This is a genomic window from Allobosea sp. BK604 (assembly GCF_004341515.1).
GTDB lineage: Bacteria > Pseudomonadota > Alphaproteobacteria > Rhizobiales > Beijerinckiaceae > Allobosea.
This window is the reverse complement of sequence record NZ_SLZF01000006.1, coordinates 425,433-449,541: the sequence shown is the minus strand read 5'-3', so window position 1 is coordinate 449,541 and position 24,109 is coordinate 425,433. Positions and strand designations below refer to the sequence as shown.

Here is a 24,109-nt window from a genome sequence, read left to right as displayed (position 1 = left end):
CGGGGCGGGGGTCAAGCAGCATCGGCCGCGGGCGTGGCGCCTCTTGGCCAGATGCTGCTTGAGAAGGCGCCTTACGCGACCGCGTCGGCGAGGTCCTTGGTGACCTTGAACTTGACGACGGTCTTGGCGGGCACCTTGATCGTCGCGCCGGTCGAGGGGTTGCGGGCCTCGCGGGCCTCGCGCTTGGCAGCGGCCAGCTTGCCGACGCCGCCGAGGGTGACCTCGCCGCCCGACTTCAGCGTCTTGGCGACGACAGTGGCGAGCGAACCCAGGATAGCGCTGACGTCCGTCTTGGTCTTGCCGGTCTCGTCGGCGATGGCGGCGATCAGTTCGTTCTTGGTCATTTGTGATTCTCCTGAAGAACGGTGTTTGGACAGGCCTCGCGTCGGGCGGAGCCTGTGCGCGACCGGCCACGAATCGGTGGCGGTCACGACTCCGTTACACGCGAAAGCGCCGATTGACATGGCTGTTACGCAAAAATCGAGGGCGCCGGCCCTAGATACGCACAGCAAACCGCTTCGTTCCGCCGGAGATAACAGTAAAATGCCGTGCCCAGCGCGGTCGGCGGGCGATTGACAAGCCTCTGCCCGTTATTTCAAGTTTAAAATATATAGGGGCGGAGGCGAGATGAAGGTTGTCATCGTAGGGGGGGGTATCGGCGGCCTGACACTGGCGCTGATGCTGCATGCGCGCGGCATCGCCGCCACGGTTTACGAGCAGTCGAGCGAGATCCGCGAGGTCGGCGTCGGCATCAACACCTTGCCGCATGCGATCAAGGAACTGGCCGGGCTCGACCTGCTGCCGGCGCTCGACGCGGTCGCGATCCGCACCCGCGAGCTGATCTACATGAACCGCTTCGGCCAGACCGTCTGGCGCGAGCCGCGCGGCCTCCATGCCGGCGCGCCGGTGCCGCAGTTCTCGATCCATCGCGGCCGGCTGCAGGGCGTGATCCGCGATGCCGTGATCGAACGACTGGGACCGCATGCGCTGCGCTGCGGCCGCCGCCTGCAGGGCTTCATGCAGGACGAGGGCGGCGTCACCGGCTATTTCGCCGATTCCCGCCGCGGCGAGTCCGGCGAGACGGCGCGCGCCGATGTGCTGATCGCCGCCGACGGCATCCATTCCACCGTGCGCGGCCATTATTTCCCGAACCAGGGCTCGCCGCGCTGGAACGGCGTGCAGATGTGGCGCGGCGCCTGCGACTGGCCGAGCTTCCTCGACGGCGAGAGCATGATCATCGCCGGCGGCATGGCCGGCAAGCTGGTGCTCTATCCGATCGCGGCCGGCTCGAAGCCCGGCACGCGCCTGACCAACTGGGTGGTGAATATCCGCACCGGCGATCCCGCGAAACCGCCGCCGAAGGAAGCCTGGTCGAAGCCCGGCCGGCTCGAGGACGTGCTGCCCTATGCCCGGCGCTTCACTGTTCCCGGCGTCGACATCCTCGCCCTGATCCAGGCCTCGCCCGGCTTCTGGGATTATCCGATGTGCGATCGCGACCCGCTGCCGCGCTGGACCCATGGCCGCGTCACCTTGCTCGGCGATGCCGCCCATCCGATGTATCCGGTCGGCTCGAACGGTGCTTCGCAGGCGATCCTCGACGCGCGCTGCCTTGCCGATGCGCTGGTGCGGGCCGAGCATCCGCGCCAGGCGCTCGCCGCCTATGAGGCAGAGCGCCTGCCGGCCACGGCCGAGATCGTGGCGATGAACCGCGTCGGCGGGCCGGAGCGGGTCATCGACGCGATCGAGGAACTGGCGCCCAACGGCTTCGACGATGTCGAGCGGGTGATGAGCTATGCCAGGCGCGAGGCGATCGTGAAATCCTATGCCGGCAAGGCCGCATTCGCGCCGGAGCAGCTGGCGAAGCGTCGCTAGAGCATTTTCGAGCGAAGTGGATGCCGGTTCGCGTAAAGAAAATGCGTCAAAACAAATAGATAGAGCATTTTCGCCTCGCTCGAGAATGCCCTAAGGCTTCGCCGCCTTCACCAGCGGGGCGATCCGGTCGATCCGGTTCGTCCAGATGCCGGGGAGCGGCTGGCCCAGGCCCGCGAGATCGTCGGCCCGGTCGATCCCGGTCGAGACCTCGCTGCCGACCAGTGGTCCGGCGACGATGACGACGCTGCCGACGGCGCGCATGCGCGCCGTGAAGCGCTCGGGCCAGCCCCAGAGCCAATTGGTATAGTTGCTGGGGATGAGCAGCAACTGCCCGGCGCAATCATCCGGCGTGATTCCGATCCAGCCCATGGCGAGATAGCGCATGAGGCAGCGCTTTTCGGCCTGCGCCGACATCGTGACGAGCGAGGGCAGGGCCTCGCGCAGGGCGGCGACCGGCGGTTCTCCGCCATAGACCATCAGCAGGGCGAGCCGCTCCGGCGGCAACTGCGAAAGCCGCTGCGCGAGGCTGCGCCCTTCCTGCGCGTCGCGGCTCTTGACGTGGATCAGGAGGCGTTGGTCCGGGAACCGGCCGAGCACCTCGTCGAGCGAGGGCATCAGCCCGGCGCCCTGGCCGCGAAAGGGGAAGCTCTTGCCGCCATCAGCGGTGTAGCCATAGCCGATATCGAGCGCCTTAAGCTCGGCCATGGTCTTGTCGCGCGTGGTGCCGGAGCCATTGCTGCGGCACTCCAGCGTCCAGTCGTGGAACACCGCGAACTGCCCGTCGCGCGTCGGGTGGACGTCGATCTCGACGATGTCGGCGCCCGCGGCGAAAGCCGCCTCCATCGAGGCGATGGTATTCTCGATGTAGCGATGCTCCGGCGGGTCGATCCGCGCCGCCGTGCAGCTCGCGGCCGTGATGCCCTCGGCCGAATAGGTCTGGGCCAGGCCGCGATGGGCGAGCAACACCGGCCGTTCGGTCAGCTTCGGTGCCAGCACGGAGCTGTTCTGGAAGGCCGCGAGCCCGGCAATCAGGCCGAGCGCCATAAGCACGTATAGCGCGAATCGTTTCATCGCTTCCTCCTCGGCGCGATGTCGGGGAGGAAGCTGGCGGAATTTCGGCTGGATTCAGCCCGCTTGCGTCAGCTGCGCGATCCGCGCCTTGAGCTGCGCGTTGTTCTGCTCGCAATGCTTCAGTCGCCGCGCGATATCGAGCGGGATGACCTCGTTTCCAGCCCCGGCGTGGTCGGCAAAGCTGAGGCCGATCCGCTCGCCATCGCGCCAGCGCACACGCGCGCCATAGGAGCTCTGCCGATGGTCGATCTCGAGATCGAACGCGACGGGCAGGGCGACGGAGTCGGACAGCAGCACGAGGGCGCCCGCATCAGAGAAATTGCGCACGACGCAATCGAGCGTCGAGCGACGCTGGTTGAATACGATACGGCCACCCAGCAGGGTTCGCTGGCGCGGCGTCTTGCGGCGTTCCGTCGTCATGATGCCCCCTCGATTCGGTTGCGCGCATTCAAGCCGCTACAACCTGGGCGTTTATTGCCGAGAATGAAGAGGGCTGCAGCATTAACCGCGCCTTAACCTTAACGGGCGGCATGCCGGCGGATCCGAGCGCCTTTCACCGCGATGGCGCGAGTGCCGGCAAAGTATCCCCGGGCAGGGGCCGAAGATAATTTGCCGGCTATGTTTGCCGATTCTGGCGGGCGTCACGCGCCTTCGGGCGGGGGCGGCAGGAAATCGATCTCATGCTTGGCCGAGAGCGCCACGACCTCTGCCGGGTTCTGCTCCGGCATCGAGTGGATCGCCCAGAATAGGTCGTAGAGGCGGGCGGTCGGTGCAACCCAGAACAGGCATTTCACCGTGGCGTCGCTCTTGTTGAACAGGCCGTGCGGCACGTTGCGCGGCAACCGGATCACATCGCCGGGCAGCGCATGCGATTCCTCGCCGTCGAGCACGAGATCGAGCCGACCCTCGAGCATGTAGATGAACTCGTCCTGCGTCGGGTGGATATGCGGCGGCACGAAGGTGCCGGGCGGGAAGGTGGCGTGCCAGGAAAAGCTGTCCTCGCTCAGCGTCTTCGGCACATAGGTCTGGCCCAGGATGTTCCAGGAGATGCCCTCGATCCCCTGATTGGCCCTGGTCACGCCGGCGGTCAGCGGCTTCATCATGATCTATCCTCCCAAAGCGCCATCGAACGAAGTGGATATCGGTTCGCGTGACGATAACGCGACAAGACATAAGCTACAGATGCAGGAAGCGATCCTTGACCGCGCTGTCGCTGCGCAGGTCGTCGCTGGAGCCGCGCCAGACGACGCGGCCTTTTTCAAGCACGATATGCCGGTCGGCGATCTTCGCCAGCGCATCGACATTCTTATCGATGACCAGGATCGACTCGCCTTCGGCCTTGAGTGCCGCGAGGCAGGACCAGATCTCCTGCCGGATGATCGGCGCCAGCCCCTCGGTCGCCTCGTCGAGGATGATGAGCCTGGGATTGGTCATCAGCGCCCGGCCGATCGCCAGCATTTGCTGCTCGCCGCCGGAGAGCTGGTTGCCGCGGTTGGCGCGGCGCTCCCTGAGGCGCGGGAAGAAGGCGTAGATGCGCTCGATGTCCCAGCGTTTCCTGCCGAAGCGGCTGGCGGCGGTGGCGACCAGGTTCTCCTCGACACTGAGCGTCGGGAAGATCTGGCGGCCTTCCGGGACGAGGCCGATGCCGGCCTGCGCGATCTTGAAGGGCGCCGCGCCGGTGAGGTCTGTCCCGGCGACGCTGACCCGCCCGGCCTTGGGATGGATCAACCCCATGATGGCGCGGATCGTGGTGGTCTTGCCCATGCCGTTGCGGCCGAGCAGGGTCACGACCTCGCCCTCGTTGATGGCGAGATCGACCCCGAACAGGATCTGCGCCTCGCCATAGCCGGCATCTAGGTTCTCGACGATGAGCATTCAGCCCTCCTCGCCGAGATAGGCTTCACGCACCGCCGGATCGGCGCGGACGACGGCGGGATCGCCGGAGGCGATGACGCGGCCATAGACGAGGACGCTGACCGTGTCCGCCAGCGCGAACACCGCCTCCATGTCATGCTCGACCAGGAGCATGGCGTAGCGGCCCTTCAGGCTCTTCAGCAGCGCGATCAGCCGCTCGCCTTCCTCGCGGCCAACGCCGGCGAGGGGCTCGTCGAGCAGGATCGCGGCCGGCTCCAGCGTCAGCGCCATGGCGATCTCGAGTGCGCGCTTCTCGCCATGCGAGAGCCGCCCCGCCGGGACATGGGCACGTTCGGCGAGGCCAACGGCCTCGACCGCCTTCCAGGCCGGACCGTTCAGCCGCTCGTCGCGCGCCGCGTTCCTGAAGAGGGCGAGCGGTTGCGTTGCCCGCGCCTGGACGCTGAGCGCGACATTCTCCAGCACGGAGAGCGAGGCGATGGTCGAGGTGATCTGGAAGGTGCGTGCGAGCCCGGCGCGCGCCCGCTTCTCGGGCGGCAGCGCGGTGATGTCGGCGCCGCGGAAGCGGATCGTGCCGGTATCGGGCCGCAGCATGCCGGAGATCTGGTGCACGAGCGTGGTCTTGCCGGCGCCGTTCGGGCCGATCAGCGCGTGCAGCTCGCCCGGCGCGACTGCGAGGCTGACGCCATCGGTGACCTTCAGCGCGCCGAAGGACTTTCTGACGCCGTCGAGGGTGAGCACGGGCTCAGCCATCGCGCCGGCCCGCGAGCTTGCCGAGGATGCCGACGATACCGCCGCGCGTGAACAGCACGAAGAGCACGATCAGCGGCCCGAAGATCGCTTTCCAATGCTCGGTCCAGCTCGCGAGCACGTCCTCGGCGAAGAGGAAGGCGATCGCCCCGACGATTGCGCCATGCAGCGAGCCGGTGCCTCCCAGCACGACCATGAAGATCAGTTCGCCCGAGCGCTGCCAGGACATGAAGGCCGGGCTGACGAACTCGGTCTGGTTGGCGAGGAAGAAGCCGGAAAGGCCGGCGATCATGCCGCTGATCACATAGGCGATCAGCCTGACGCGGCCGACATCGAAGCCGGTCACGGTGACCCGCGTCGCGTTCTCGCGCGAGGCGCGCAGCACCCGGCCGAAGCGCGAGGCGACGATCATGCTGACCAGGCCATAGCATCCGGCAAGTGCCGCCAGCACGACGTAGAAGAAGCGCGTGCGATTGGCGAAGAGGTCGTAGCCGAGCACCGTGCTGCGCTCAGGGAGCGTCAGGCCATCATCGCCACCATAGGCCGAGAGCGCCTGCGCCAGGAAGAACGCCATCTGGCCGAAGGCGAGCGTGATCATGATGAACGCGACGCCGCGCGTGCGCAGCGAGACCGCCCCCGTGATTGCGCCGAAGATGGCGCAGGCGATCAGGATCACCGGCAGGATCAGCAGCGCCTCGGGCCGGCCTTCGGTGATCAAGATCCCGGTCGCATAGGCGCCGATGCCGATGAAGGCGGCGTGGCCGAAGGAGACGAGGCCGCCGACGCCGAGGATGAGATCGAGCGAGAGCGCCGCGATGGCGAAGATCATCGCCCGCGTCACCAGCGTCATCCAATGCGCCGGCAACCCGAAGGTCACGGCGAGCGGCAGCAGCGCGATCAGGACGAACAATATCGCCGCGAAAAGCGGCCGCCGCTTCGGCAGCGGCGTCGCGACATTGGGAGCCTCGGCGATGGCGTCGGCGGCGCTCATGTCCGGCCCTTCGAGGGCAGCAGGCCTTCGGGGCGCACGAACAGCACGACCGCCATCACCAGGTAGATCAGCATCGAGGAGAGGGCCGCGCCGGTGGCGCGCGCCGAGGGGGCGCTCATGAACAGGCGCAGCAGGTCGTTCATGAAGGAGCGGCCGAGCGTGTCGACGAGGCCGACGATCAGCGCACCGACAAAGGCGCCGCGGATCGAGCCGATGCCGCCGACGACGATGACGACGAAGGCGAGGATCAGCACGGTATCGCCCATGCCGGGCTCGACCGAGAGGATCGGCGCCGCCATCGCGCCGGCGAAACCGGCGAGCATCGTGCCGAAGGCGAAGACGATCATGAACAGCTTGCGGATGTCGACCCCGAGTGCGGAGACCATCGGCGCATTCGAGGCGCCGGCACGCAGCAGCATGCCGGTGCGCGTCTTCTCGACGATGAACCAGAGCAGCCCGCCGACGGCGAGGCCGGCGCCGATCAGCGCGAAACGGTAGGTCGGGTAGAGGATGCCATCCATCAACCTGACCGAGCCGGAGAGGAATTCCGGCACCGGGACGGAGAGGGGGGCCGCGCCCCAGACGATCTTGACGCCCTGGTTCAGCAGCAGGATCAGCCCGAAGGTCGCCAGCACCTGGTCGAGATGGTCGCGTTCATAGAGATGGCGGAAGACCAGGAACTCCAGCACCAGCCCGAAGGCCAGCGCCGCCGCCAGCGCCAGCACCAGCCCGAGCATGAAGCTCCCGGTCAGCGAGACGAAGGTCACGGCGAGATAGGCGCCGAGCATGTACTGCACGCCATGCGCCAGGTTGATGAAGTCCATCACGCCGAAGACGAGCGTCAGCCCCGCCGCGACCAGGAACAGCAGGATGCCGAGCTGGAGCCCGTTCAGGATCTGGACGATGAGGAGACTGGTGGTCATCGGGGTTTTTGCGATTGCCTGCCCGGAAAAGCGCGGGGAACCCTCTCCCGGATGGAGAGGGCAGGGGTGAGGGGACGGCCGCTGGACCAGCAAAGCGAAATGCCAACCGCGTCATTGCGAGCACCCGGGTCTTGCTTTCGGCAAGCCCGAGTACAGGCTCCGCGAAGCAATCCAGGGGCCGTCGAACTCTACGAAGCTGGATTGCTTCGCGACGCTCGCAATGACGGCGGTCTGGGTGGCTCCAGCGTCGAACGGCCGACACCTCAGCCTGCCCCTCTCCCTACAGGAGAGGGGCTCCCGGAGGATTCATCGCGTCACTTCAGCGCGCAATCCTTGGCATGCGGATCGGCGTAATCCGTGAACACCTTCTGGGCGATCTCGGTCTGGAACTTGCCGTCCGGCCGCTTGGCGACCTTGACCAGGTAGAAGTCCTGGATCGGGTAGCCATTGGTGTTGAACTTGAACTTGCCGCGCAGCGAGGTGAAATCGGCCTTCTTGATCGCGGCGCGCAGCTTGTCCTTGTCGGCGGTGTCGCCCTTCGTCGCCTTCAGCGCCGAGTCGATCAGCAGGCCGGCATCATAGGCCTGCTGGGCATAGGAGCCGGGCACGATCTTGTAGGCCGCCTCGTAATCCGCGACGAATTTCTTCGTCTGCGGATTGTCCATGTTCGGCGCCCAGGTCATGCCGCCGAAGAGACCGACGGCGGCGTCCTGCTGCGCCGGCAAGGTCGATTCATCGACCGTGAAGGCGGAGAGGAACGGCACCTTGCCGGTGAGCCCGGCCTGCGACCATTGCTTGACCAGGTTGACGCCGAGCCCGCCCGGCATGAACGCGAAGACGACGTCCGGCTTGGCCGCGGCGATCTTGGCAAGCTCGGCCGAGAAGTCGAGCTGGGTCAGCGGGACATAGACCTCGTCGACGACCTCGCCCTTGAAGTAGTTCTTGAAGCCGGCGAGCGAGTCCTTACCCGCCTGGTAGTTCGGCGCCATGATATAGGCTTTCTTGTAGCCCTGATCCTGCGCGTATTTGCCAAGGACTTCGTGGACCTGGTCGTTCTGGTACGAGGTCACGAAGAAGTTCTGGTTGCAGGCCTTGCCGGCGAGGGTCGAGGGGCCGGCATTCGGGCTGATCAGGAAGGCGCCGGAATCGAGCACCGGCTTGGCGATCGCGCCGAGGATGTTCGAGAAGACCGGCCCGACGACGAAATCGACCTTGCCGCTCTCGAGATAGGCGCGGACCTTGCTGACCGCGACATCGGGCTTGAGCTCGTCGTCGATCACGGTGATCTGCACCGGCCGCCCGCCGAGCTTGCCGCCGAGCTGATCGACCGAGAGCTGGAAGCCGTCGCGCACCTGCTGGCCGAGCGCGGCCTGCGGGCCGGTCAGAACGCTGACGACGCCGATCTTGAGCGGCTCCTGCGCCTGCGCGCCGGCGATGCCGAGCGCGAGCAGGCCCGCGCCGAGCGACAATGCGAGTTTGAGTTTCATGTCCATGTGCCTCCCGAGGCCCTGCGACTCACCGTGCACGCGAGGATCCCCTTCCTCGTCAGGCCGGCGCCGCGGGCATTTTGTTTCAAGCTTAAAATATCTGCAAGGGGAATTGCGTCGGGTTGTGCCCCCCGCACGCGCTGCGGCATGCAAGGCCGCGACGCGGATGCGGGATCGTTTTCAGGACGGGCACCCCTGTCGCTCCTGACGAAAGGGCGCCGTCTCCTCATGCGGTCCCGTGCCCGCGCAGCGGCGCTTCGTGCCGCGGCGCGCACGGGATGACGCGCTTCAGGCCTGCACGCCGTCGACGTACCAGTCCATCTTGGCCAGCATCTCGTCCGGCGCGGTCTCGCCGGCCTTGAGGCGCAGCGTGCCCTTCTGGTCCTTGAGCTCGCCGGTGAACGGGTGGAGCTTGCCGGAGACGATGCCCTCCTTCACGGCGTCGGCCGCCGCACGCGCCGCCGGCGTCACCGCGTCGTTATAGGGCGCGAGCTTGACGAAACCGTCCTTGATGCCGCCCCAGACGTCGCCGGTCTTCCAGCTGCCGTCGATCGCCTCCTGCACGCGCTTGACGTAATAGCCCGACCAATCGTCGACGATCGCCGAGAGCTGGGCCTTGGGCGCGAAGCTGCGCATGTCCGAGGCCTGGCCGAAGGCGAAGACGCCGCGCTGCTCGGCGGCCTGGAGCGCGGCCGGGCTGTCGGTGTGCTGGCTGATCACGTCGCAGCCCTGGTCGATCAGCGCCTTGGCGGCGTCGGCCTCCTTGGCCGGGTCGTACCAGGTCGAGGCCCAGATCACCTTGGTGGTGAAGTTGGGATTGACCTTGCGCGCCGCCAGCGTGAAGGCGTTGATGCCCATCACCACTTCCGGGATCGGGAAGGAGGCGATGTAGCCGGCCTTGCCGCTCTTCGACATGTGCCCGGCGATGGTGCCGATCACCGCGCGGCCCTCGTAGAAGCGGGCATTGTAGGTCGCGAGGTTGTCGGCGCGCTGATAGCCGGTGGCGTGCTCGAATTTCAGCTTCGGGAACTGCTTCGCCACCTGCACGGTCGGGTTCATGAAGCCGAACGAGGTGGCGAAGATGAGCTGGTTATTGGCCTGCGCGAGCTGGCGCAGCGCGCGCGCCGCGTCCGGTCCCTCGGCGACGTTCTCGATGAAGCTCGTCTTGATCTTGCTGCCGAAATGCGCGTCCAGCGCCTTGCGGCCCTGGTCATGCGTCCAGCTCCAGCCATAGTCGCCGATCGGCCCGACATAGATGAAGCCGACGCCGAGCGGCGACTGGGCCAGGGCCGAGCGGCCGAGCAGCGGCGCGGCGGCCGCTGCGGCGCCGGCGCCGAAATTGAACCTGCGGCGGGTGATGATGCTGGTCATGTTCGTTCCCCGTTGTTGGGCGGCGTCAGGGCGCCGAGAAAGGTTTGCCGAGGCAGGCCGGCGCATCGAGCCGGCCGGTCTTCCGTCCTAGCGACATCATCGTCAGAACCGCAATCGTCGCAAGGTAGGGGGCCATGGCCAGGACCTCCGGCGCGATCCAGGAGATGCCGGCGGCCTTGGCCTGGAGCTCGAAGGTCATCACCGCGCCGAAGAGATAGGCGCCGAGCAGCAGCCGGCCCGGCTTCCAGGCCGAGAACACGACGAGCGCGAGCGCGATCCAGCCGCGCCCGGCGGTCAGCCTGTCCGCCCACATCGGGGTCAGCGCCAGCGAGAAATAGGCGCCGCCGAGCCCGGCCAGCGCCCCGCCGAAGGCGACCGCCGCATAGCGGATGGCGATGACCGGATAGCCGATCGCATGGGCCGAGGCGTCGTTCTCGCCGACGGCGCGCAGGATCAGGCCGGGCCGCGTCCGGCTCAGGAACCAGCTTACGCCGAGGACGAGTGCGAGCGAGAGATAGACGACGATGTCGTGGCCGAAGAGCGCGCGCAGCCAGGGATGCTCGGAGAGCGCCGCCGGGAAGACCGGGCCGAGCCGCTCGATCGTCTTGCCGACGAAGCCGGCGCCGATCAGCGAGGAGGTGCCGATGCCGAATATGGTCAGCGCCAGCCCGGTCGCGACCTGGTTGGCGGTCAGGCTCAGCGTCAGCACGGCGAAGACCATCGCGGTGGCGATGCCGGCGAGCACGGAAGCGACGAGACCGAGCGCAATCGAGCCCGTGCTGAAGGCGACGGCGAAGCCCGCGACCGCGCCGCAGAGCATCATGCCCTCGACGCCGAGATTGAGCACCCCGGACTTCTCGACCACGAGCTCGCCCAGCGCCGCCAGCAGGATCGGAGTCGAGGAGGCGACCAGGGTCATGATGATCGAGACGAGGATCGCGTCGCTCATGGTGCGACCTTCGCCGGCTTCGCCTTCAGCCCGATCCGGTAGGTGATCAGCACATTGGTCGCGAGCAGGAAGAACAGCAGCAGCGCCTGGAACATGCCGGTCGCCGCCTGCGGCAGGCGCACCGTCGTCTGCGCGATTTCGCCACCGACATAGGTCGCGGCAAGCACGATGCCGCCGAAGACGATGCCGAGCGGGTGCAGCCGGCCGAGGAAGGCGACGATGATCGCGGTGAAGCCATAGCCGACCGGGAATTGCGGCGTGAGCTGTCCGAACGGGCCGGCCGCCTCGAAAATGCCGGCGAGGCCGGCGAGCCCGCCGCCGATCAGCATGGTGATCCAGGTCGTGCGCTCGGCGCTGAAGCCGCCATGGCGGGCCGCCGCGGGGGCAAGGCCGACGACCTTCACGGCAAAGCCCGCGGTGGTCTTTTCCAGTACCAGCCAGGTGACGAGCGCGATCAGCAGCGCTGCGGGAATGCCGAGATGAACCAGCGATTCAGGGATCACGATCGGCAGGGTCTGGTCCGGCGTGAACATCCGCGTCTGCGGAAAATTGAAGCCGTCCGGGTCCTTCCACGGCCCGCGCACGAGATAGTACAGCGCCTGGATCGCGACATAGGTCAGCATCAGGCTGGTCAGGATCTCGCTGACCTGCAGCCTCGTGCGCAGGAGAGCCGGGATCGCCGCCCAGGCCATGCCGCCCAGGATGCCGGCGAGCGCCATGGCGGGCAGGATCCACCAGCCGCTCATCTCATAGGTCGCGAGCGCGACGCCGGTGCCGGCGATGGCGCCCATGATGTACTGGCCCTCGGCGCCGATATTCCAGACATTGGCGCGAAAGCCGATGGCGAGGCCGAGCGCGATCATGACCAGCGGCGCCGCCTTGACGCCGAGATCGGGCCAGCGCTGCGGCTCGAGCAAGGGCAGCAGGAAGAAATCATAGACCGCGGTCAGCCCGTCATAGCCCATCGCAGTGAAGACGATCGTGCCCATGAGCATGGTGAGCGCGATCGCGATCAGCGGGCTCAGATAGAGCATCGCCGTGCTCGGCTCGCGGCGGCGGCGCCATTCAAGCATGGGCGGCCGCTCCCTCCGGCTGGCCGTGGATGCCGCCCATCATCAGGCCGATCTCCTCGATCTTGAGATCGGCGACGGCGCGCGGCGGCGTCAGCCGTCCCTCGTTGATGACGCAGAGCCGGTCGGCGAGTTCCAGCAATTCGTCGAGGTCCTGCGAGATGACGACGACGGCCGAGCCCTTCGCGGCCAGATCGACCAGCGCCTGGCGGATCGCGGCGGCGGCGCCGGCATCGACGCCCCAGGTCGGCTGCGAGACCACGAGCACGCCGGGTTCCTGGCCGATCTCGCGGCCCATGATGAATTTCTGCAGGTTGCCGCCGGAGAGCGCGCGGGCCGGCGCGGCGGGGCCTGTGGTGCGCACGTCGAAGCGGCCGATCACGGCCTGCGCGAAGCGCTTGACGGCGCCGAGCCGAATGAAGCCCTGCGGCGCCAGCGGCAGCCGGTAGCGCGCGGTCAGGATCGCGTTCTCGGCCAGCGAGAAATCGGGCACGGCGGCATGGCCGTTGCGCTCTTCCGGCACGCAGGCGAGGCCGGCGGCGCGGCGTTCGCCCGCGCCCGTCGTGGCGACCGGCTTGCCATCGAGCATGATCATCTGCGGGCTCGCGGCCAGCCGCTCGCCCGAGAGCGCGGTCAGCAACTCGGCCTGGCCATTGCCGGCGACGCCGGCAATGCCGAGGATCTCGCCGGCCCGCGCCTCGAAGGAGATCTCCTTCAGATGGGTGCCGAAGGGCGGCTCGCCCGGCATGGAGAGGTCGGAGACGGCAAGCCGCGCCATGCCTGCCGTCCCACCATGTGCGCCCTCGATGCTGCGGAGCTCCGAGCCGATCATCAGTTCGGCCATGCGCCGCGTCGTCTCGACCTTCGGATCGCAGGTGCCCACGACTCGCCCGCCACGCAGGATCGTCGCGGTGTCGCAGAGTGCTTTGATCTCGTGCAGCTTGTGCGAGATGTAGAGGATCGAGCAGCCCTGGGCCGCGATCTGCCGGAGCGTCTCGAACAGCCTGTCCACCTCCTGCGGCGTCAGCACCGAGGTCGGCTCGTCCATGATCAAGAGCTTCGGCTTCTGCAGCAGGCAGCGCACGATCTCGATGCGCTGGCGCTCGCCGACCGAGAGCGTATGCACCTCCCGCTCCGGATCGAGCGGCAGCGAATAGCTCTCCAGCACCTTGGCGACGCGGGCCTTGAGCTCGTCGCGATCGACGGCCTCGTCCAGGCCGAGCGCGATGTTCTCGATCACCGTCATCGCGTCGAACAGCGAGAAATGCTGGAAGACCATGCCGATGCCGAGGCGCCGTGCCGCCTTGGGCGAGGGAATCGAGACGGTCTCGCCATTCCAGGCGATGCTGCCGCCATCGGCCTGCTGCACGCCGTAGATGATCTTGACCAGGGTCGACTTGCCGGCGCCGTTCTCGCCGAGCACGGCGTGGATTTCACCGGCGCGGACGCTGAGGCTGATATCCTCGTTCGCCTTCACGCCCGGAAAACTCTTGGAGATCTGCGACAGCGCGAGGCGCGGTGGCGCATCTGCCCTGTCACGCGGCGATGCCGTCATCTCCAGCCCTTCTCCCCTGATCGCCTTCGGACCCGTTCGGACGCCCGCTTATGCGCAAGCAAGCAGCGCACCAGCTCGGCCGTCGTCAAGGCCGCGATCACCTCCGGCCGCTTGTCGTCCACATCATCGCCGCCGATCGGGCAGGTGAGATCGGCCAGCGCGGGGCTGGCCGGGTGCCGTCGCCGGAAGCTCGATGCGAAGCGGGCGCGCTTGGTCGCCGAGCCGATCATGCCGACATAGGCGGCATCGCCACGCAGCAGCGCCGCCTCGGTCAGCCGGTAGTCGAGCGCGTGGCTATGGGTGAGCACGATGAAGGCTGCGCCGGCCGGGGCGGTAGCAATGGCCTGCTCGGGATCATCGAGGCGCAGCCGAGCGATCTCCGCCGGCATCTCGCCGACCTGGTCGTCGCGGTCGTCGATCAAGGTCACCGCGAAGGGCAGGGGCGCCAGGGTGCGCGCCAGCACGCGGCCGGTATGCCCGGCGCCGAAGATCAGGATGGCCGGACGGCGCGCGCGCCTCGCGGCCTCCTCCGTCGCCAGCATGTCGACATGCGCCGGGCTGCCACGCTCCAGGGTCACGCTCACCCGGCCGCCGCAGCATTGGCCCATTTGCGGGCCGAGCGGAATGTCGAGCCGGCGCGACAGCTCGCCGCCCGCCAGCATGGTGCGGGCGATGTCGATGCAATGGAATTCGAGCTGCCCGCCGCCGATCGTGCCCGTGCTGCGCTCAGTCGTGACGATCATGACGGCACCGGCCTCGCGCGGGGTCGAGCCCTCGGCCGTCTCGATGCGCACGAGGATCGCGCCCTCGGCGAGCTGGGCATCGAGTATGGCGGAGAGGGCGATCATGGCCCTCCCGCCTCCGCGCGCACCCGGTCGACCGCATCGAGCACCCGCTCCGGCGTCGCCGGCGCATCGAGCCTCGGACAGATGCGATAATCCCCGACGCTCGCCACGGCGTCGGAGAGTGCGTGCAGCACGCTGATCGCCAGCATCAGCGGCGGCTCGCCGACCGCCTTGGAGCGGTGGATCGTCGGCTCGCGGTTCGGCGCGTTGTCCAGCAGCGCGACATTGAAGATGCGCGGCCGGTCCGAGGCGACCGGGATCTTGTAGGTCGAGGGCGCATGGGTGCGCAGCCGGCCCTTCTCGTCCCAGACCAGCTCCTCGGTGGTGAGCCAGCCCATGCCCTGGATGAAGCCGCCCTCGATCTGGCCCTTGTCGATCGCCGGGTTCAGCGACGTGCCGCAATCATGCAGGATGTCGACGCGCTCGACCCTATACTCGCCGGTAAGCGTGTCGATCGCGACCTCGGTGGCGGCCGCCCCATAGGCGAAATAATAGAAGGGATGGCCGCGCCCGGCCTTGCGGTCCCAATGGATCTTCGGCGTCGCGTAGAAGCCGGTCGCCGAGAGCTGGACGCGGGCCATATAGGCGGCCGCCACCAGCTCGGCGAAGCTCAGCTCCTGCGTTCCGATCCGGACGCAGCCGGGCAGGAAGGTGACCGCCTCGGGTGGAACCTGCCAGTGCCCGGTGGCGAAGGCGACGAGCCTTTTCTTGATTGTCTCGCAGGCGTCGAGCGCCGCCATGCCGTTGAGATCGGAGCCTGAGGAGGCGGCGGTGGCCGAGGTGTTCGGCACCTTGCCGGTCGTGGTCGCGGTGATCTTGACCCGGTCGAGCCCGATGCCAAAGGCCTGCGCCACGACCTGCGCCACCTTGATATAGAGCCCCTGGCCCATCTCGGTGCCGCCATGGTTCAGCGCCACCGTCCCGTCGGTATAGACATGGACGAGCGCCCCGGCCTGGTTGAACCAGGTCGCGGTGAAGGAGATGCCGAACTTGACCGGCGTCAGCGCGATGCCGCGCTTGATCACCTTGCTCGTGCGGTTGGCCGCGCGGATCGCCGCCTGGCGGGCGCGGTAGTCGCAGCCTCGCTCCAGCTCGGCGATGACATGGCCGGCGATATTGTCCTCGACCTGCTGGTGGTAGGGCGTGATGTCCCGTCCGGCGCCGCCATAGAGGTTGCGCTTGCGTACCTCGAGCGGATCGAGCCCGGTCGCATAGGCGACCTCCTCGATGAAGCGCTCGGCCCCGACCATGCCCTGCGGCCCGCCGAAGCCGCGGAAGGCCGTGTTCGAGACGGTATGCGTGCGCAAGGGCTCCGAACGGCCTCTTACCGCCGGGTAAAAGTAGCAATTGTCCATGTGGAACAGGGCGCGATCGGTGACCGGGCCGGAGAGGTCGGCATTCCAGCCGCAGCGCGCCGCATAGACCGCATCGACGGCGAGGATATGGCCCTCGTCGTCGAAGCCGATCTCGTAATCGCAGACGAAATCATGGCGCTTGCCGGTGATCACCATGTCGTCGTCGCGGTCCGGCCGCAGCTTTACCGGCCGGTATAGCTTGCGCGCGGCCAGCGCGGCGACGCAGGCGAAGAGGTTGGCCTGGGTCTCCTTGCCGCCGAAGCCGCCGCCCATGCGCCGGACCTCGATCGTCACCGCATGCGAGCCGATGCCGAGCACGGCGGCGACCATGTGCTGCACCTCGCTCGGGTGCTGGGTCGAGGACTGCACCAGCACATCCTCGTCCTCGCCGGGGATGGCGAGCGCGATCTGGCCTTCAAGGTAGAAATGATCCTGTCCGCCGATCGCCATCGAGGCCTTCAGCCGGCGCGGGCTTGCCGCGAGCGCGCCGGCGACATCGCCGCGTTCGAGCTTCAGCGGATCGGTGACGAGGTCGGAGCCGGCGGCACGCGCGGCGGCGACGTCGAGATGGGGCGGCGCCTCCTCGTAGACCGCCTTGGCGAGCGCCGCGGCGCGGCGCGCCTGGTCGCGCGTCTCTGCGATGACGGCGAAGAGCGGCTGGCCATGATGCAGGATCGTATCGGTCGCGAAGACCGGCTCATCATGGCGATGGGTCGAGGAGATGTCGTTGACACCCGGAATATCCGCGGCCGTCAGCACCGTGAATACGCCGGGAGCGCTGCGAACCGCGGAAAGATCGAGCGAAACCAGCTTGCCATGCGCGATCTGGCTCAAGCCCAGATAGGCATGGGCGAGGCCGACCGGCGCGGCGATGTCGTCGATATAGACGGCTTCGCCCGCCACCTGCTTGGCGGCTGAGTCATGCGGGCTGGCGCTGCCGACCGGGCCGCGCTGCGCGACCGTCGCCGCATCGAGCCGTTTGCGCGCGTCAGCCATGGGCGGCCTCCGCGAGCAGCCCGGCGACGCGGGTCTCGGTCTCCGGCTCGGAGGTCTCGATCAGGAAGCGCCGCAGCAGGTTGCCGGCGACCTTGAGCCGGTAGCCGGCCGAGGCGCGCATATCGGTCAGCGGCGTGAAATCCTGTGGCAGCGCGGCGATCGCGGCTGCGACGCTGGTCCCGTTCCACTCCTGTCCGAGCAGCGCCGCCTCCGCAGCCGCGGCACGCTTGGGGATGCCGGCCATGCCGCCATAGGCGAGGCGGGCTTCGGTGATGATGCCGCCTGCGTCCCAGCGCAGCAGGAAGGCGCCGCAGACGGCCGAGATATCCTCGTCGAAGCGCTTCGAGATCTTCGAGATGTGGAAGAGCGCATCCTCCGGCAGCTTCGGCACCAGCACGGCTTCGACGAACTCGCCCGGCTGCCGGTCCTGCTTGCGGTAGTCGAGGAAGAAGTTTTCGAGCGGCAATTCGCGGCCTTCGTCGCCGTGGCGCAGCACCAGCGTCGCCCCGAGCGCGATCAGGGCCGGGGGCAGGTCGCCAATCGGCGAGCCATTGGCGATGTTGCCGCCGATCGTGCCGGCATTGCGCACCTGTTCGCCGCCAAAGCGGCGCATCAGCTCGTCGAGCTGTGGCGAGAGCTCCGCCAGCGCCTTGCGGGTGTCGATATGGTTGACCATCGCGCCGATGCGCAGATGGCCGCCCTGGTCGCTGATGGTCCTGAGCTCATCGAGCCGGCCGAGATAGATCACCGTCGCCGGCTGCTGCATGCCCTTGGTGATCCAGAGCCCGACATCGGTGGCCCCCGCGACCAGAACGGCCTCTGGATAGACGCTGAGCAGATCGGCCAGCGCCTCGACCGAGGCCGGAGCGAAGAAGCGGCGCGAGCCGTCCGCAAGCGCCAGTGTCTCGCCATCCGCCAGGGCATCGAGCCGCTTCACCATGGCCGGACTTGCCAGCGCGAAGCGATCATTGGCGCGGTCACCGCGCTCGTACAGGCGCTGCGCCGCCTGGATGATCGGCTCGTAGCCGGTGCAGCGGCAGAGATTGCCGGCGAGCGCATCCTCGATCCGAGCGACGCTCGGCCGGTCCTCGTTCAGCCAGAGTGCGAAGAGAGACATCACGAAGCCCGGCGTGCAGAAGCCGCATTGCGAGCCGTGGCAATCGACCATGGCCTGCTGCACCGGGTGCAGCCTGCCATCCGTGCCCTTCAGGTGCTCGACCGTCAGCAGATGGCAGCCGTCCAGTGTCAGCAGGAAGCGGATGCACGCATTGATCGCCTCATAGCGCAGCCGGCCGCCGTCGAGCCGGCCGATCACCACGGTGCAGGCGCCGCAATCGCCCTCGGCGCAGCCTTCCTTGCTGCCGGTCCTGCGCCGTTCGAGGCGCAGCCAGTCGAGCAGCGTCAGCGTCGGATCGCACGAGGCGATCTCGATCAGCTCCTCGCCGAAATAGAAGCGCAGTCTCTCACGCATGGCGGCTTGGCCGCTGGAACAATGTCATGCCTCCAGATTAGGCATGTTCGGCGCTTGGCCGGAAGCTTTGATTTAGTGCAGATATGACCGTGATTTAAGCCGGAGGCTGCGCCCGTGACCAAAAAAGCCTTTCGCGCCCTTCGCGGCCGCCTGCTCTGGTTCACCGATGATCCCGAGACGGCGGGCGAGGCGGCCCATCGCTATCTCGAGGACGGGCTGCTGGTCCTGTCCGATGGCTTGATCCAGGCCACCGGGCCGGCCAGCGAGTTGCTGCCGACCCTGCCGGCCGGCAGCGAGATCGTCGATCATCGCCCGCACCTGATCATGCCGGGCTTCATCGATGCGCATCTGCATATGCCGCAGACGCAGGTGATCGCCTCCTATGGCGCGCAGCTGATGGAGTGGCTGAATAAATACACCTTCGTCGAGGAGCAGAAACTCGCCCAGCAGGGCCATCCCGAGAAGCTCTCCCGCTTCCTGCTCGACGAGCTGCTCGCGAACGGCACGACCACAGCCGCGGTCTATTGTTCGGTGCATCCCCAGTCGGCCGAGGCCTTTTTCGTCGAATCCGAGCGCCGCAACACCCGCATGATCGCCGGCAAGGTGATGATGGACCGCCATGCCCCGGCCGCTCTGACGGACACGGCCGAGAGCGGCTATGCCGACAGCAAGGCGCTGATCGAGCGTTGGCATGGCAGGGGCAGGCAGCTCTACGCGATCACGCCGCGCTTCGCCGTGACCTCGACGCCGGAGCAGATGCGACTCTCCGGCCAGCTCGCGGCCGAGCATCCGGATTGCTTCGTCCAGACCCATATCAACGAGAACCAGGCCGAGATCACCTTCGCGCGTGAACTCTACCCGAAATCCGACGATTACACCGGCATCTACCAGGATTTCGGCCTGCTCGGCCGCAAGAGCCTGATGGGCCATTGCATCCACAACACCAAGCATGAATGGCGCGCCTTCGCCGAGACCGGCGCGGTTGCGGTCTTCTGCCCGACCTCGAACCTCTTCCTCGGCTCGGGCCTGTTCGACTGGGCCCGCGCCAAGCGCGAGGGCGTGCATGTCGCCGTCGCGACCGATATCGGCGGCGGCACCTCCTATTCGATGCTGCGGACGATGGCCGAGGCCTACAAGATCCTGCATTTGCAGGGGCAGCCGCTCTCGGCCTTCGCCGCGTTGCATGCGATCACGCGCGGCAATGCGCTGGCGCTCGGGCTCGACCATCTGATCGGCACGCTTGAGCCGGGCACCGAGGCCGATGTCGTGGTGCTCGATCCTGCCGCGACACGGGTGATGGCGCACCGGCTGGAGACGACGCGCGACCTGGCGGAGGAGCTTTTCGTGCTCGTCACCCTGGGCGACGAGCGGAACGTGGTTGCGACCTATGTCGCGGGCGAACGCGCGGGGAAGCCCGAAGGCGCGATTTAGAGCATTCTCGAGCGACGTGGATACCGGTTCGCGTGAAGAAAATGCGTCGAAACAAAGGGATAGAGCATTTTCGTGTTTCAGAGAAACGCGCGAATGCTCTAGCGTCATCCATCATGGTCGGGCTTGTCCCGACCATCCACGTCTTCCCTTGCCGAGGGCGGTGTTCGAGACGTGGATGCTCGCCACAAGGGCGAGCATGACGCCGCGGGTCCGCAACGGCAGCAGGGTCAGCCCAGCGCGCCGCCCTTTTTGGCGAAGTCGAGATAGATCTCGCGCAGCCTGATCGCCGTCGGCCCCGGCGCGCCGTTATGGATGGTGTGGCCGTCGATCTGCACCACCGGCATCACCAGGCTGGTCGCGGAGGTGATGAAGCACTCCTCGGCATCGAGCGCCTCGTCCAGCGTGAAGGTCCGCTCCTCGAATTTGAAATCGGTCTCGCCGAGATAGGCGAGCACGGCCTTGCGGGTGATTCCCGGCAGCACCTTGTTCGAGAGCGGGCGCGAGACCAGGGTCTTGCCCTTGACGATCCAGGCCGTCGAGGAGGCGCCTTCGGTGACGACGCCGTCCTCCACCATCCAGGCCTCCTGCGCGCCGCTCTCGGCCGCGAACTGCTTGGCCAGCACCGGCGCGAGCAGGTTGACGCTCTTGATGTCGCGCCTTGTCCAGCGAATATCCTCGCAGGAGACGACCTTGATGCCGGTCTTCGCCGCCGCTGCGCCGCTCATGTTGCGGGCCTGCGTGAACATCACCAGCGTCGGCGTCGCGTCAGTCGGGAAGGCGAAGTCGCGATCGGCCGCGCCGCGCGAGACCTGCAGGTAGATGCCGCCCTCGTCGAGATTGTTGCGCTTGATCAGCTCCTCATGGATCGCGACGAGCTCGGCCTTGGACCAGGGCAGCGCGAGCCTGATCTCGCCGCATGAGCGCTCGAGCCGGGCGAGATGCGCCTCGCAATCGACGAGCTTGCCGCCGATCACGGCCGAGACCTCGTAGATGCCGTCGCCGAAGATGAAGCCGCGGTCGAAGATCGAGATCCTGGCGTCTTCCTCGGGGAGATAGGCGCCATTGACGTAGACGGTGCGGCTCATCGGTGCGGTCTCTTGGTGAAGGTGAGGACGTCCTTCCTAGAGCATGCCGGCTTAATGCGGAACCAACGTTGGCGCGGGGAACCCTCTTTCGGAGGGAGAGGCCAGCGTTGGCGGCCGCCGGACCAGTGAGGCGAAAGGCCCACTCCGTCATTGCGAGCGCAGCGAAGCAATCCAGGCTCGTAGAGCTCTACGGCTCCTGGATTTGCTTCGCTGCGCTCGCGATTACGCGGTGAGTTCCGGGCGCCGCGTCGAACGGCCTACATCTCGCCCAACCCCGTCCCCGCAGGAGAGGGCTCCCGCGCCTCCTTCTGCGAGGCCGCGAGCAGCCGGCGCGTATAGGCCTCCCTCGGCGCCGCGAAAATCGCCTCGGTCGGTCCGCTCTCGACCACCCGGCCATCCTTCATCACCATCAGCGTGTCGGCCATGGCGCGGACCACGGCGAGATCATGGCTGATGAAAAGATAGGAGAGCTCGTGCCGCGCCTGCATGTCCTTGAGCAAGGCGACGATGCTTTTCTGCACCGTGCGGTCGAGCGCCGAGGTCGGCTCGTCCAGCACGACCAGGGCCGGATTCAGGATCATGGCGCGCGCAATCGCGATGCGCTGGCGCTGGCCGCCGGAGAATTCGTGCGGGTAGCGGTTGCGCAGGGCGGGATCGAGCGAGACCTCCTCCAGCGCTTCCGCCGCGCGCCGGTCGCGCTCGGCCCGGTTCAGCTGCGGCGCGTGGACGAGCAGGCCCTCGCTGACGATCTCGCCGACCGTCAGGCGCGGCGAGAGCGAGCCATAGGGGTCCTGGAACACGGCCTGGAGGCTGCGCCGCAGCGGCCGCATCGCGGCGCGGTCGAGCGGCATGAGCTGCCGGTCCTCGAAGCGGATCATCCCCGAGGCCGGCATCAGCTTGAGCAGGGCCCGGCCGAGCGTCGATTTGCCGGAGCCGGATTCGCCGACGATGCCGATGGTCTGGCCGCGCCGGAGCGTGAGATCGACGCCGTCGACCGCGTGCAGCAGGAAATGCTGGCGCCGGAAGACGCCGCGCGACAGGTCGAAGGAGACGCGGATGTTCTTCGCATCGAGCAGGACCGGCGCGTAGGGCGGCACCGGAGCCTTGCGGCCGGCGGGCTCGGCGGCGACGAGCTGTTGCGTATAGGGATGCTGGGGCGCGGCGAAGACGGCTTCGGTGCTGCCGCTTTCGACGATCTCGCCATCCTTCATCACATGGACGCGCTCGGCATAGCGGCGCACCAGGCCGAGATCATGGCTGATCAGGATCACGGCCATGCCAAGTCGCTGCCTGAGATCGGCGATCAGGTTGAGGATGTCGGCCTCGACCGTGACGTCGAGCGCCGTGGTCGGCTCGTCGGCGATCAGGATGTCCGGGTCGTTGGCGAGCGCCATCGCGATCATCACGCGCTGGCGCTGCCCGCCTGAAAGCTCGTGCGGATAGGCGTCGAGCCGGGCTTCCGGCCGCGGGATCTGGACGAGCCTGAGCAGTTCGAGCGCCCGGGCGCGGGCCGCCTGCCGCGACAGGCCCTGGTGCTTGCGCAGGGGCGCCGCGATCTGGGTGCCGATCCGGAACAGCGGATCGAGCGAGGTCATCGGCTCCTGGAAGATCATCGCGAGCTTGCTGCCGCGATAGGCGTTGAGCGCGGCCGGCTTCAGCCCGAGCAGTTCGGTGCCGCGATAGCGCACCGAACCGGAGGATTCGCCATTGGCGGCGAGTAGGCCCATCGCCGCCATGACGCTCTGGCTCTTGCCCGAGCCGGATTCGCCGACGATGGCGACGAATTCGCCGGGATTGATGTCGAGATCGACGCCGCGCACGGCCTCGACCATGCCGTCATTGCAGCGGAAGCGGACGCGCAGGTCGCGAATGGCGAGGATCGGCCCGGCCACCTCAGCGATCCCGGGGATCGAGCGCATCGCGCAGGCCGTCGCCGAGGAAGTTCAGCGCGAACAGGGTCGTGACGAGGAAGGCGGCGGGAAAAGCCAGCATCCAGGGCGCGCCTTCGATGGCGCGCGCGCCATCCGAGATCAACACGCCCCAGCTCGTCATCGGTTCCTGCACGCCGAGGCCGAGGAAGGAGAGGAAGCTCTCGAGCAGGATCACCTTCGGCACCAGCAGCGTGACGAAGACGATGACCGGTCCGAGCGTGTTCGGAATGATGTGGCGCCTCAGGATGTCGCCGGTCGGAACGCCCAGTGCCTCCGCCGCCAGCACATAATCCTGCCGCTTGATCGAGAGCGTCTGGCCGCGGACGATCCTGGCCATGTCGAGCCATTCGATCGCGCCGACCGCCAGGAACATCAGGATGAAGTTCCGGCCGAAGAACACCACGAGCAGGATGACGAAGAAGATGAAGGGCAGCGCGTAGAGCACGTCGACGATGCGCATCATCAGCATGTCGATGCGCCCGCCGAGATAGCCGGCGGCCGCGCCGTAGACGACGCCGATGACAAGGGCGACGCCGGTGGCGAGCAGGCCGATGGCGAGCGAGATCCGGCCGGCGATCAGGGTGCGGGTCAGGAGGTCGCGGCCATTGCCGTCGGTGCCGAACAGGAAGCGCTGGTGCTCGACCGGGACCTCCAGGACGAGCCTGCGGCCATCGTCGGCGCTGGAGACGACCCGGGCTGTGCCGAACTGGTCGGAGCGGTCGAAATAGACCAGGAGGCGCTGGTCGATCGGGCGCTGCGACGTCAGCGTCAGCCGCACCGAGTCGCCTTCCGCCGCGATGTCGCCTGGCGTCGCCCGGATGCGCGCCGCGACGCGCTGCACCGCGGCGGGGATCGCCTCGGCCCGCGGGTGGCTCTCCAGGCTGGCCGGCGCCCGGACATAATCCGGATAGACGCGGTCATAGGCATGCCCGGTCAGCCAGGGGCCGATCAGGCAGGCGAGGGCGATCAGGCCGAGCGCGATCAGGCTCGCCATCGCGGCGCGGTTGCGCCGCAGGCGCGAGCCCGCATCCTGCCAGAGCGAGCGGCCGGCGACGGGCGGGGCGGCGAGGGCCTGGTCGCTCAT

Annotated in this window: 21 protein-coding genes; 2 read left to right on the top strand and 19 right to left on the bottom strand. The window is 67.6% G+C overall.

Translation table 11 applies throughout. The features are described from left to right. Positions 1 to 71: 71 nt before the first annotated feature. On the bottom strand, positions 72 to 344 hold the full coding sequence (locus EV560_RS20775) for an HU family DNA-binding protein (protein WP_114830663.1): 273 nt from the start codon (positions 342 to 344) through the stop codon (positions 72 to 74). 283 nt (positions 345 to 627) lie between these two features. Between EV560_RS20775 and EV560_RS20770 the strand changes: the two genes are divergently transcribed. After that, on the top strand, positions 628 to 1,872 hold the full coding sequence (locus tag EV560_RS20770; RefSeq protein ID WP_131857698.1) for a flavin-dependent oxidoreductase: 1,245 nt from the start codon (positions 628 to 630) through the stop codon (positions 1,870 to 1,872). A 90-nt stretch (positions 1,873 to 1,962) separates the two neighbouring features. On the opposite strand, the gene EV560_RS20765 is transcribed toward EV560_RS20770, so the two are convergent. The 15 genes from EV560_RS20765 to xdhA form a co-directional block, all read right to left on the bottom strand. After that, a complete protein-coding gene (locus EV560_RS20765; RefSeq protein ID WP_131857697.1) occupies positions 1,963 to 2,943 on the bottom strand; it encodes a glycerophosphodiester phosphodiesterase family protein in 981 nt (326 codons plus the stop codon). Between the two features lie 54 nt (positions 2,944 to 2,997). Next, entirely contained in the window at positions 2,998 to 3,363 is a 366-nt protein-coding gene (locus tag EV560_RS20760; protein ID WP_131857696.1) for a PilZ domain-containing protein, read from the bottom strand. A 221-nt stretch (positions 3,364 to 3,584) separates the two neighbouring features. Then, entirely contained in the window at positions 3,585 to 4,043 is a 459-nt protein-coding gene (locus EV560_RS20755; RefSeq protein ID WP_131857789.1) for a cupin domain-containing protein, read from the bottom strand. 76 nt (positions 4,044 to 4,119) lie between these two features. Further along, on the bottom strand, positions 4,120 to 4,818 hold the full coding sequence (locus EV560_RS20750) for an ABC transporter ATP-binding protein (RefSeq protein WP_131857695.1): 699 nt from the start codon (positions 4,816 to 4,818) through the stop codon (positions 4,120 to 4,122). Further along, the gene (locus tag EV560_RS20745; RefSeq protein ID WP_131857694.1) at positions 4,819 to 5,568 is read right to left on the bottom strand and encodes an ABC transporter ATP-binding protein; all 750 of its coding nucleotides are present in this window, start codon (positions 5,566 to 5,568) and stop codon (positions 4,819 to 4,821) included. Then, positions 5,561 to 6,556 (bottom strand): branched-chain amino acid ABC transporter permease, encoded by a 996-nt coding sequence (locus EV560_RS20740; protein WP_131857693.1) that lies wholly within the window; start codon positions 6,554 to 6,556, stop codon positions 5,561 to 5,563. Before EV560_RS20740 ends, EV560_RS20745 begins: the two co-directional genes overlap by 8 nt. Further along, entirely contained in the window at positions 6,553 to 7,479 is a 927-nt protein-coding gene (locus tag EV560_RS20735; RefSeq protein WP_131857692.1) for a branched-chain amino acid ABC transporter permease, read from the bottom strand. Before EV560_RS20735 ends, EV560_RS20740 begins: the two co-directional genes overlap by 4 nt. A gap of 314 nt (positions 7,480 to 7,793) precedes the next feature. After that, positions 7,794 to 8,966: an ABC transporter substrate-binding protein gene (locus tag EV560_RS20730; RefSeq protein WP_131857691.1), complete on the bottom strand. Its 1,173-nt coding sequence runs from the start codon at positions 8,964 to 8,966 to the stop codon at positions 7,794 to 7,796. A 288-nt stretch (positions 8,967 to 9,254) separates the two neighbouring features. After that, positions 9,255 to 10,337, bottom strand: coding sequence for a BMP family ABC transporter substrate-binding protein (locus EV560_RS20725; RefSeq protein ID WP_131857690.1), 1,083 nt, complete (start codon positions 10,335 to 10,337; stop codon positions 9,255 to 9,257). A gap of 25 nt (positions 10,338 to 10,362) precedes the next feature. Next, positions 10,363 to 11,286 carry an ABC transporter permease gene (locus EV560_RS20720; RefSeq protein WP_131857689.1) on the bottom strand — a complete coding sequence of 308 codons (924 nt, stop codon included), beginning with the start codon at positions 11,284 to 11,286 and terminating at the stop codon, positions 10,363 to 10,365. Continuing rightward, entirely contained in the window at positions 11,283 to 12,359 is a 1,077-nt protein-coding gene (locus tag EV560_RS20715) for an ABC transporter permease (protein WP_131857688.1), read from the bottom strand. Before EV560_RS20715 ends, EV560_RS20720 begins: the two co-directional genes overlap by 4 nt. Continuing rightward, positions 12,352 to 13,911, bottom strand: coding sequence for an ABC transporter ATP-binding protein (locus EV560_RS20710; RefSeq protein WP_131857687.1), 1,560 nt, complete (start codon positions 13,909 to 13,911; stop codon positions 12,352 to 12,354). Before EV560_RS20710 ends, EV560_RS20715 begins: the two co-directional genes overlap by 8 nt. Beyond that, on the bottom strand, positions 13,908 to 14,759 hold the full coding sequence (xdhC, locus tag EV560_RS20705) for a xanthine dehydrogenase accessory protein XdhC (RefSeq protein ID WP_131857686.1): 852 nt from the start codon (positions 14,757 to 14,759) through the stop codon (positions 13,908 to 13,910). The genes EV560_RS20710 and xdhC overlap by 4 nt, the downstream gene beginning before the upstream one ends. Beyond that, positions 14,756 to 17,107, bottom strand: a complete 2,352-nt coding sequence (gene xdhB, locus EV560_RS20700) for a xanthine dehydrogenase molybdopterin binding subunit (protein ID WP_131857685.1) — start codon at positions 17,105 to 17,107, stop codon at positions 14,756 to 14,758. The genes xdhC and xdhB overlap by 4 nt, the downstream gene beginning before the upstream one ends. Beyond that, positions 17,100 to 18,578, bottom strand: coding sequence for a xanthine dehydrogenase small subunit (xdhA, locus tag EV560_RS20695; protein WP_131857684.1), 1,479 nt, complete (start codon positions 18,576 to 18,578; stop codon positions 17,100 to 17,102). Before xdhA ends, xdhB begins: the two co-directional genes overlap by 8 nt. Before the next feature lie 114 nt (positions 18,579 to 18,692). On the opposite strand from xdhA, the gene guaD reads away from it, so the two are divergent. After that, positions 18,693 to 20,009, top strand: a complete 1,317-nt coding sequence (gene guaD, locus EV560_RS20690) for a guanine deaminase (protein ID WP_131857683.1) — start codon at positions 18,693 to 18,695, stop codon at positions 20,007 to 20,009. Between the two features lie 227 nt (positions 20,010 to 20,236). On the opposite strand, the gene EV560_RS20680 is transcribed toward guaD, so the two are convergent. The 3 genes from EV560_RS20680 to EV560_RS20670 all read right to left on the bottom strand — a co-directional run bounded on the left by EV560_RS20680 (position 20,237) and on the right by EV560_RS20670 (position 24,109). Next, on the bottom strand, positions 20,237 to 21,094 hold the full coding sequence (locus tag EV560_RS20680; protein WP_131857681.1) for a D-amino-acid transaminase: 858 nt from the start codon (positions 21,092 to 21,094) through the stop codon (positions 20,237 to 20,239). Between the two features lie 257 nt (positions 21,095 to 21,351). Continuing rightward, positions 21,352 to 23,013: an ABC transporter ATP-binding protein gene (locus tag EV560_RS20675; RefSeq protein ID WP_131857680.1), complete on the bottom strand. Its 1,662-nt coding sequence runs from the start codon at positions 23,011 to 23,013 to the stop codon at positions 21,352 to 21,354. After that, positions 22,988 to 24,109, bottom strand: coding sequence for an ABC transporter permease subunit (locus tag EV560_RS20670; RefSeq protein WP_131857679.1), 1,122 nt, complete (start codon positions 24,107 to 24,109; stop codon positions 22,988 to 22,990). The genes EV560_RS20675 and EV560_RS20670 overlap by 26 nt, the downstream gene beginning before the upstream one ends.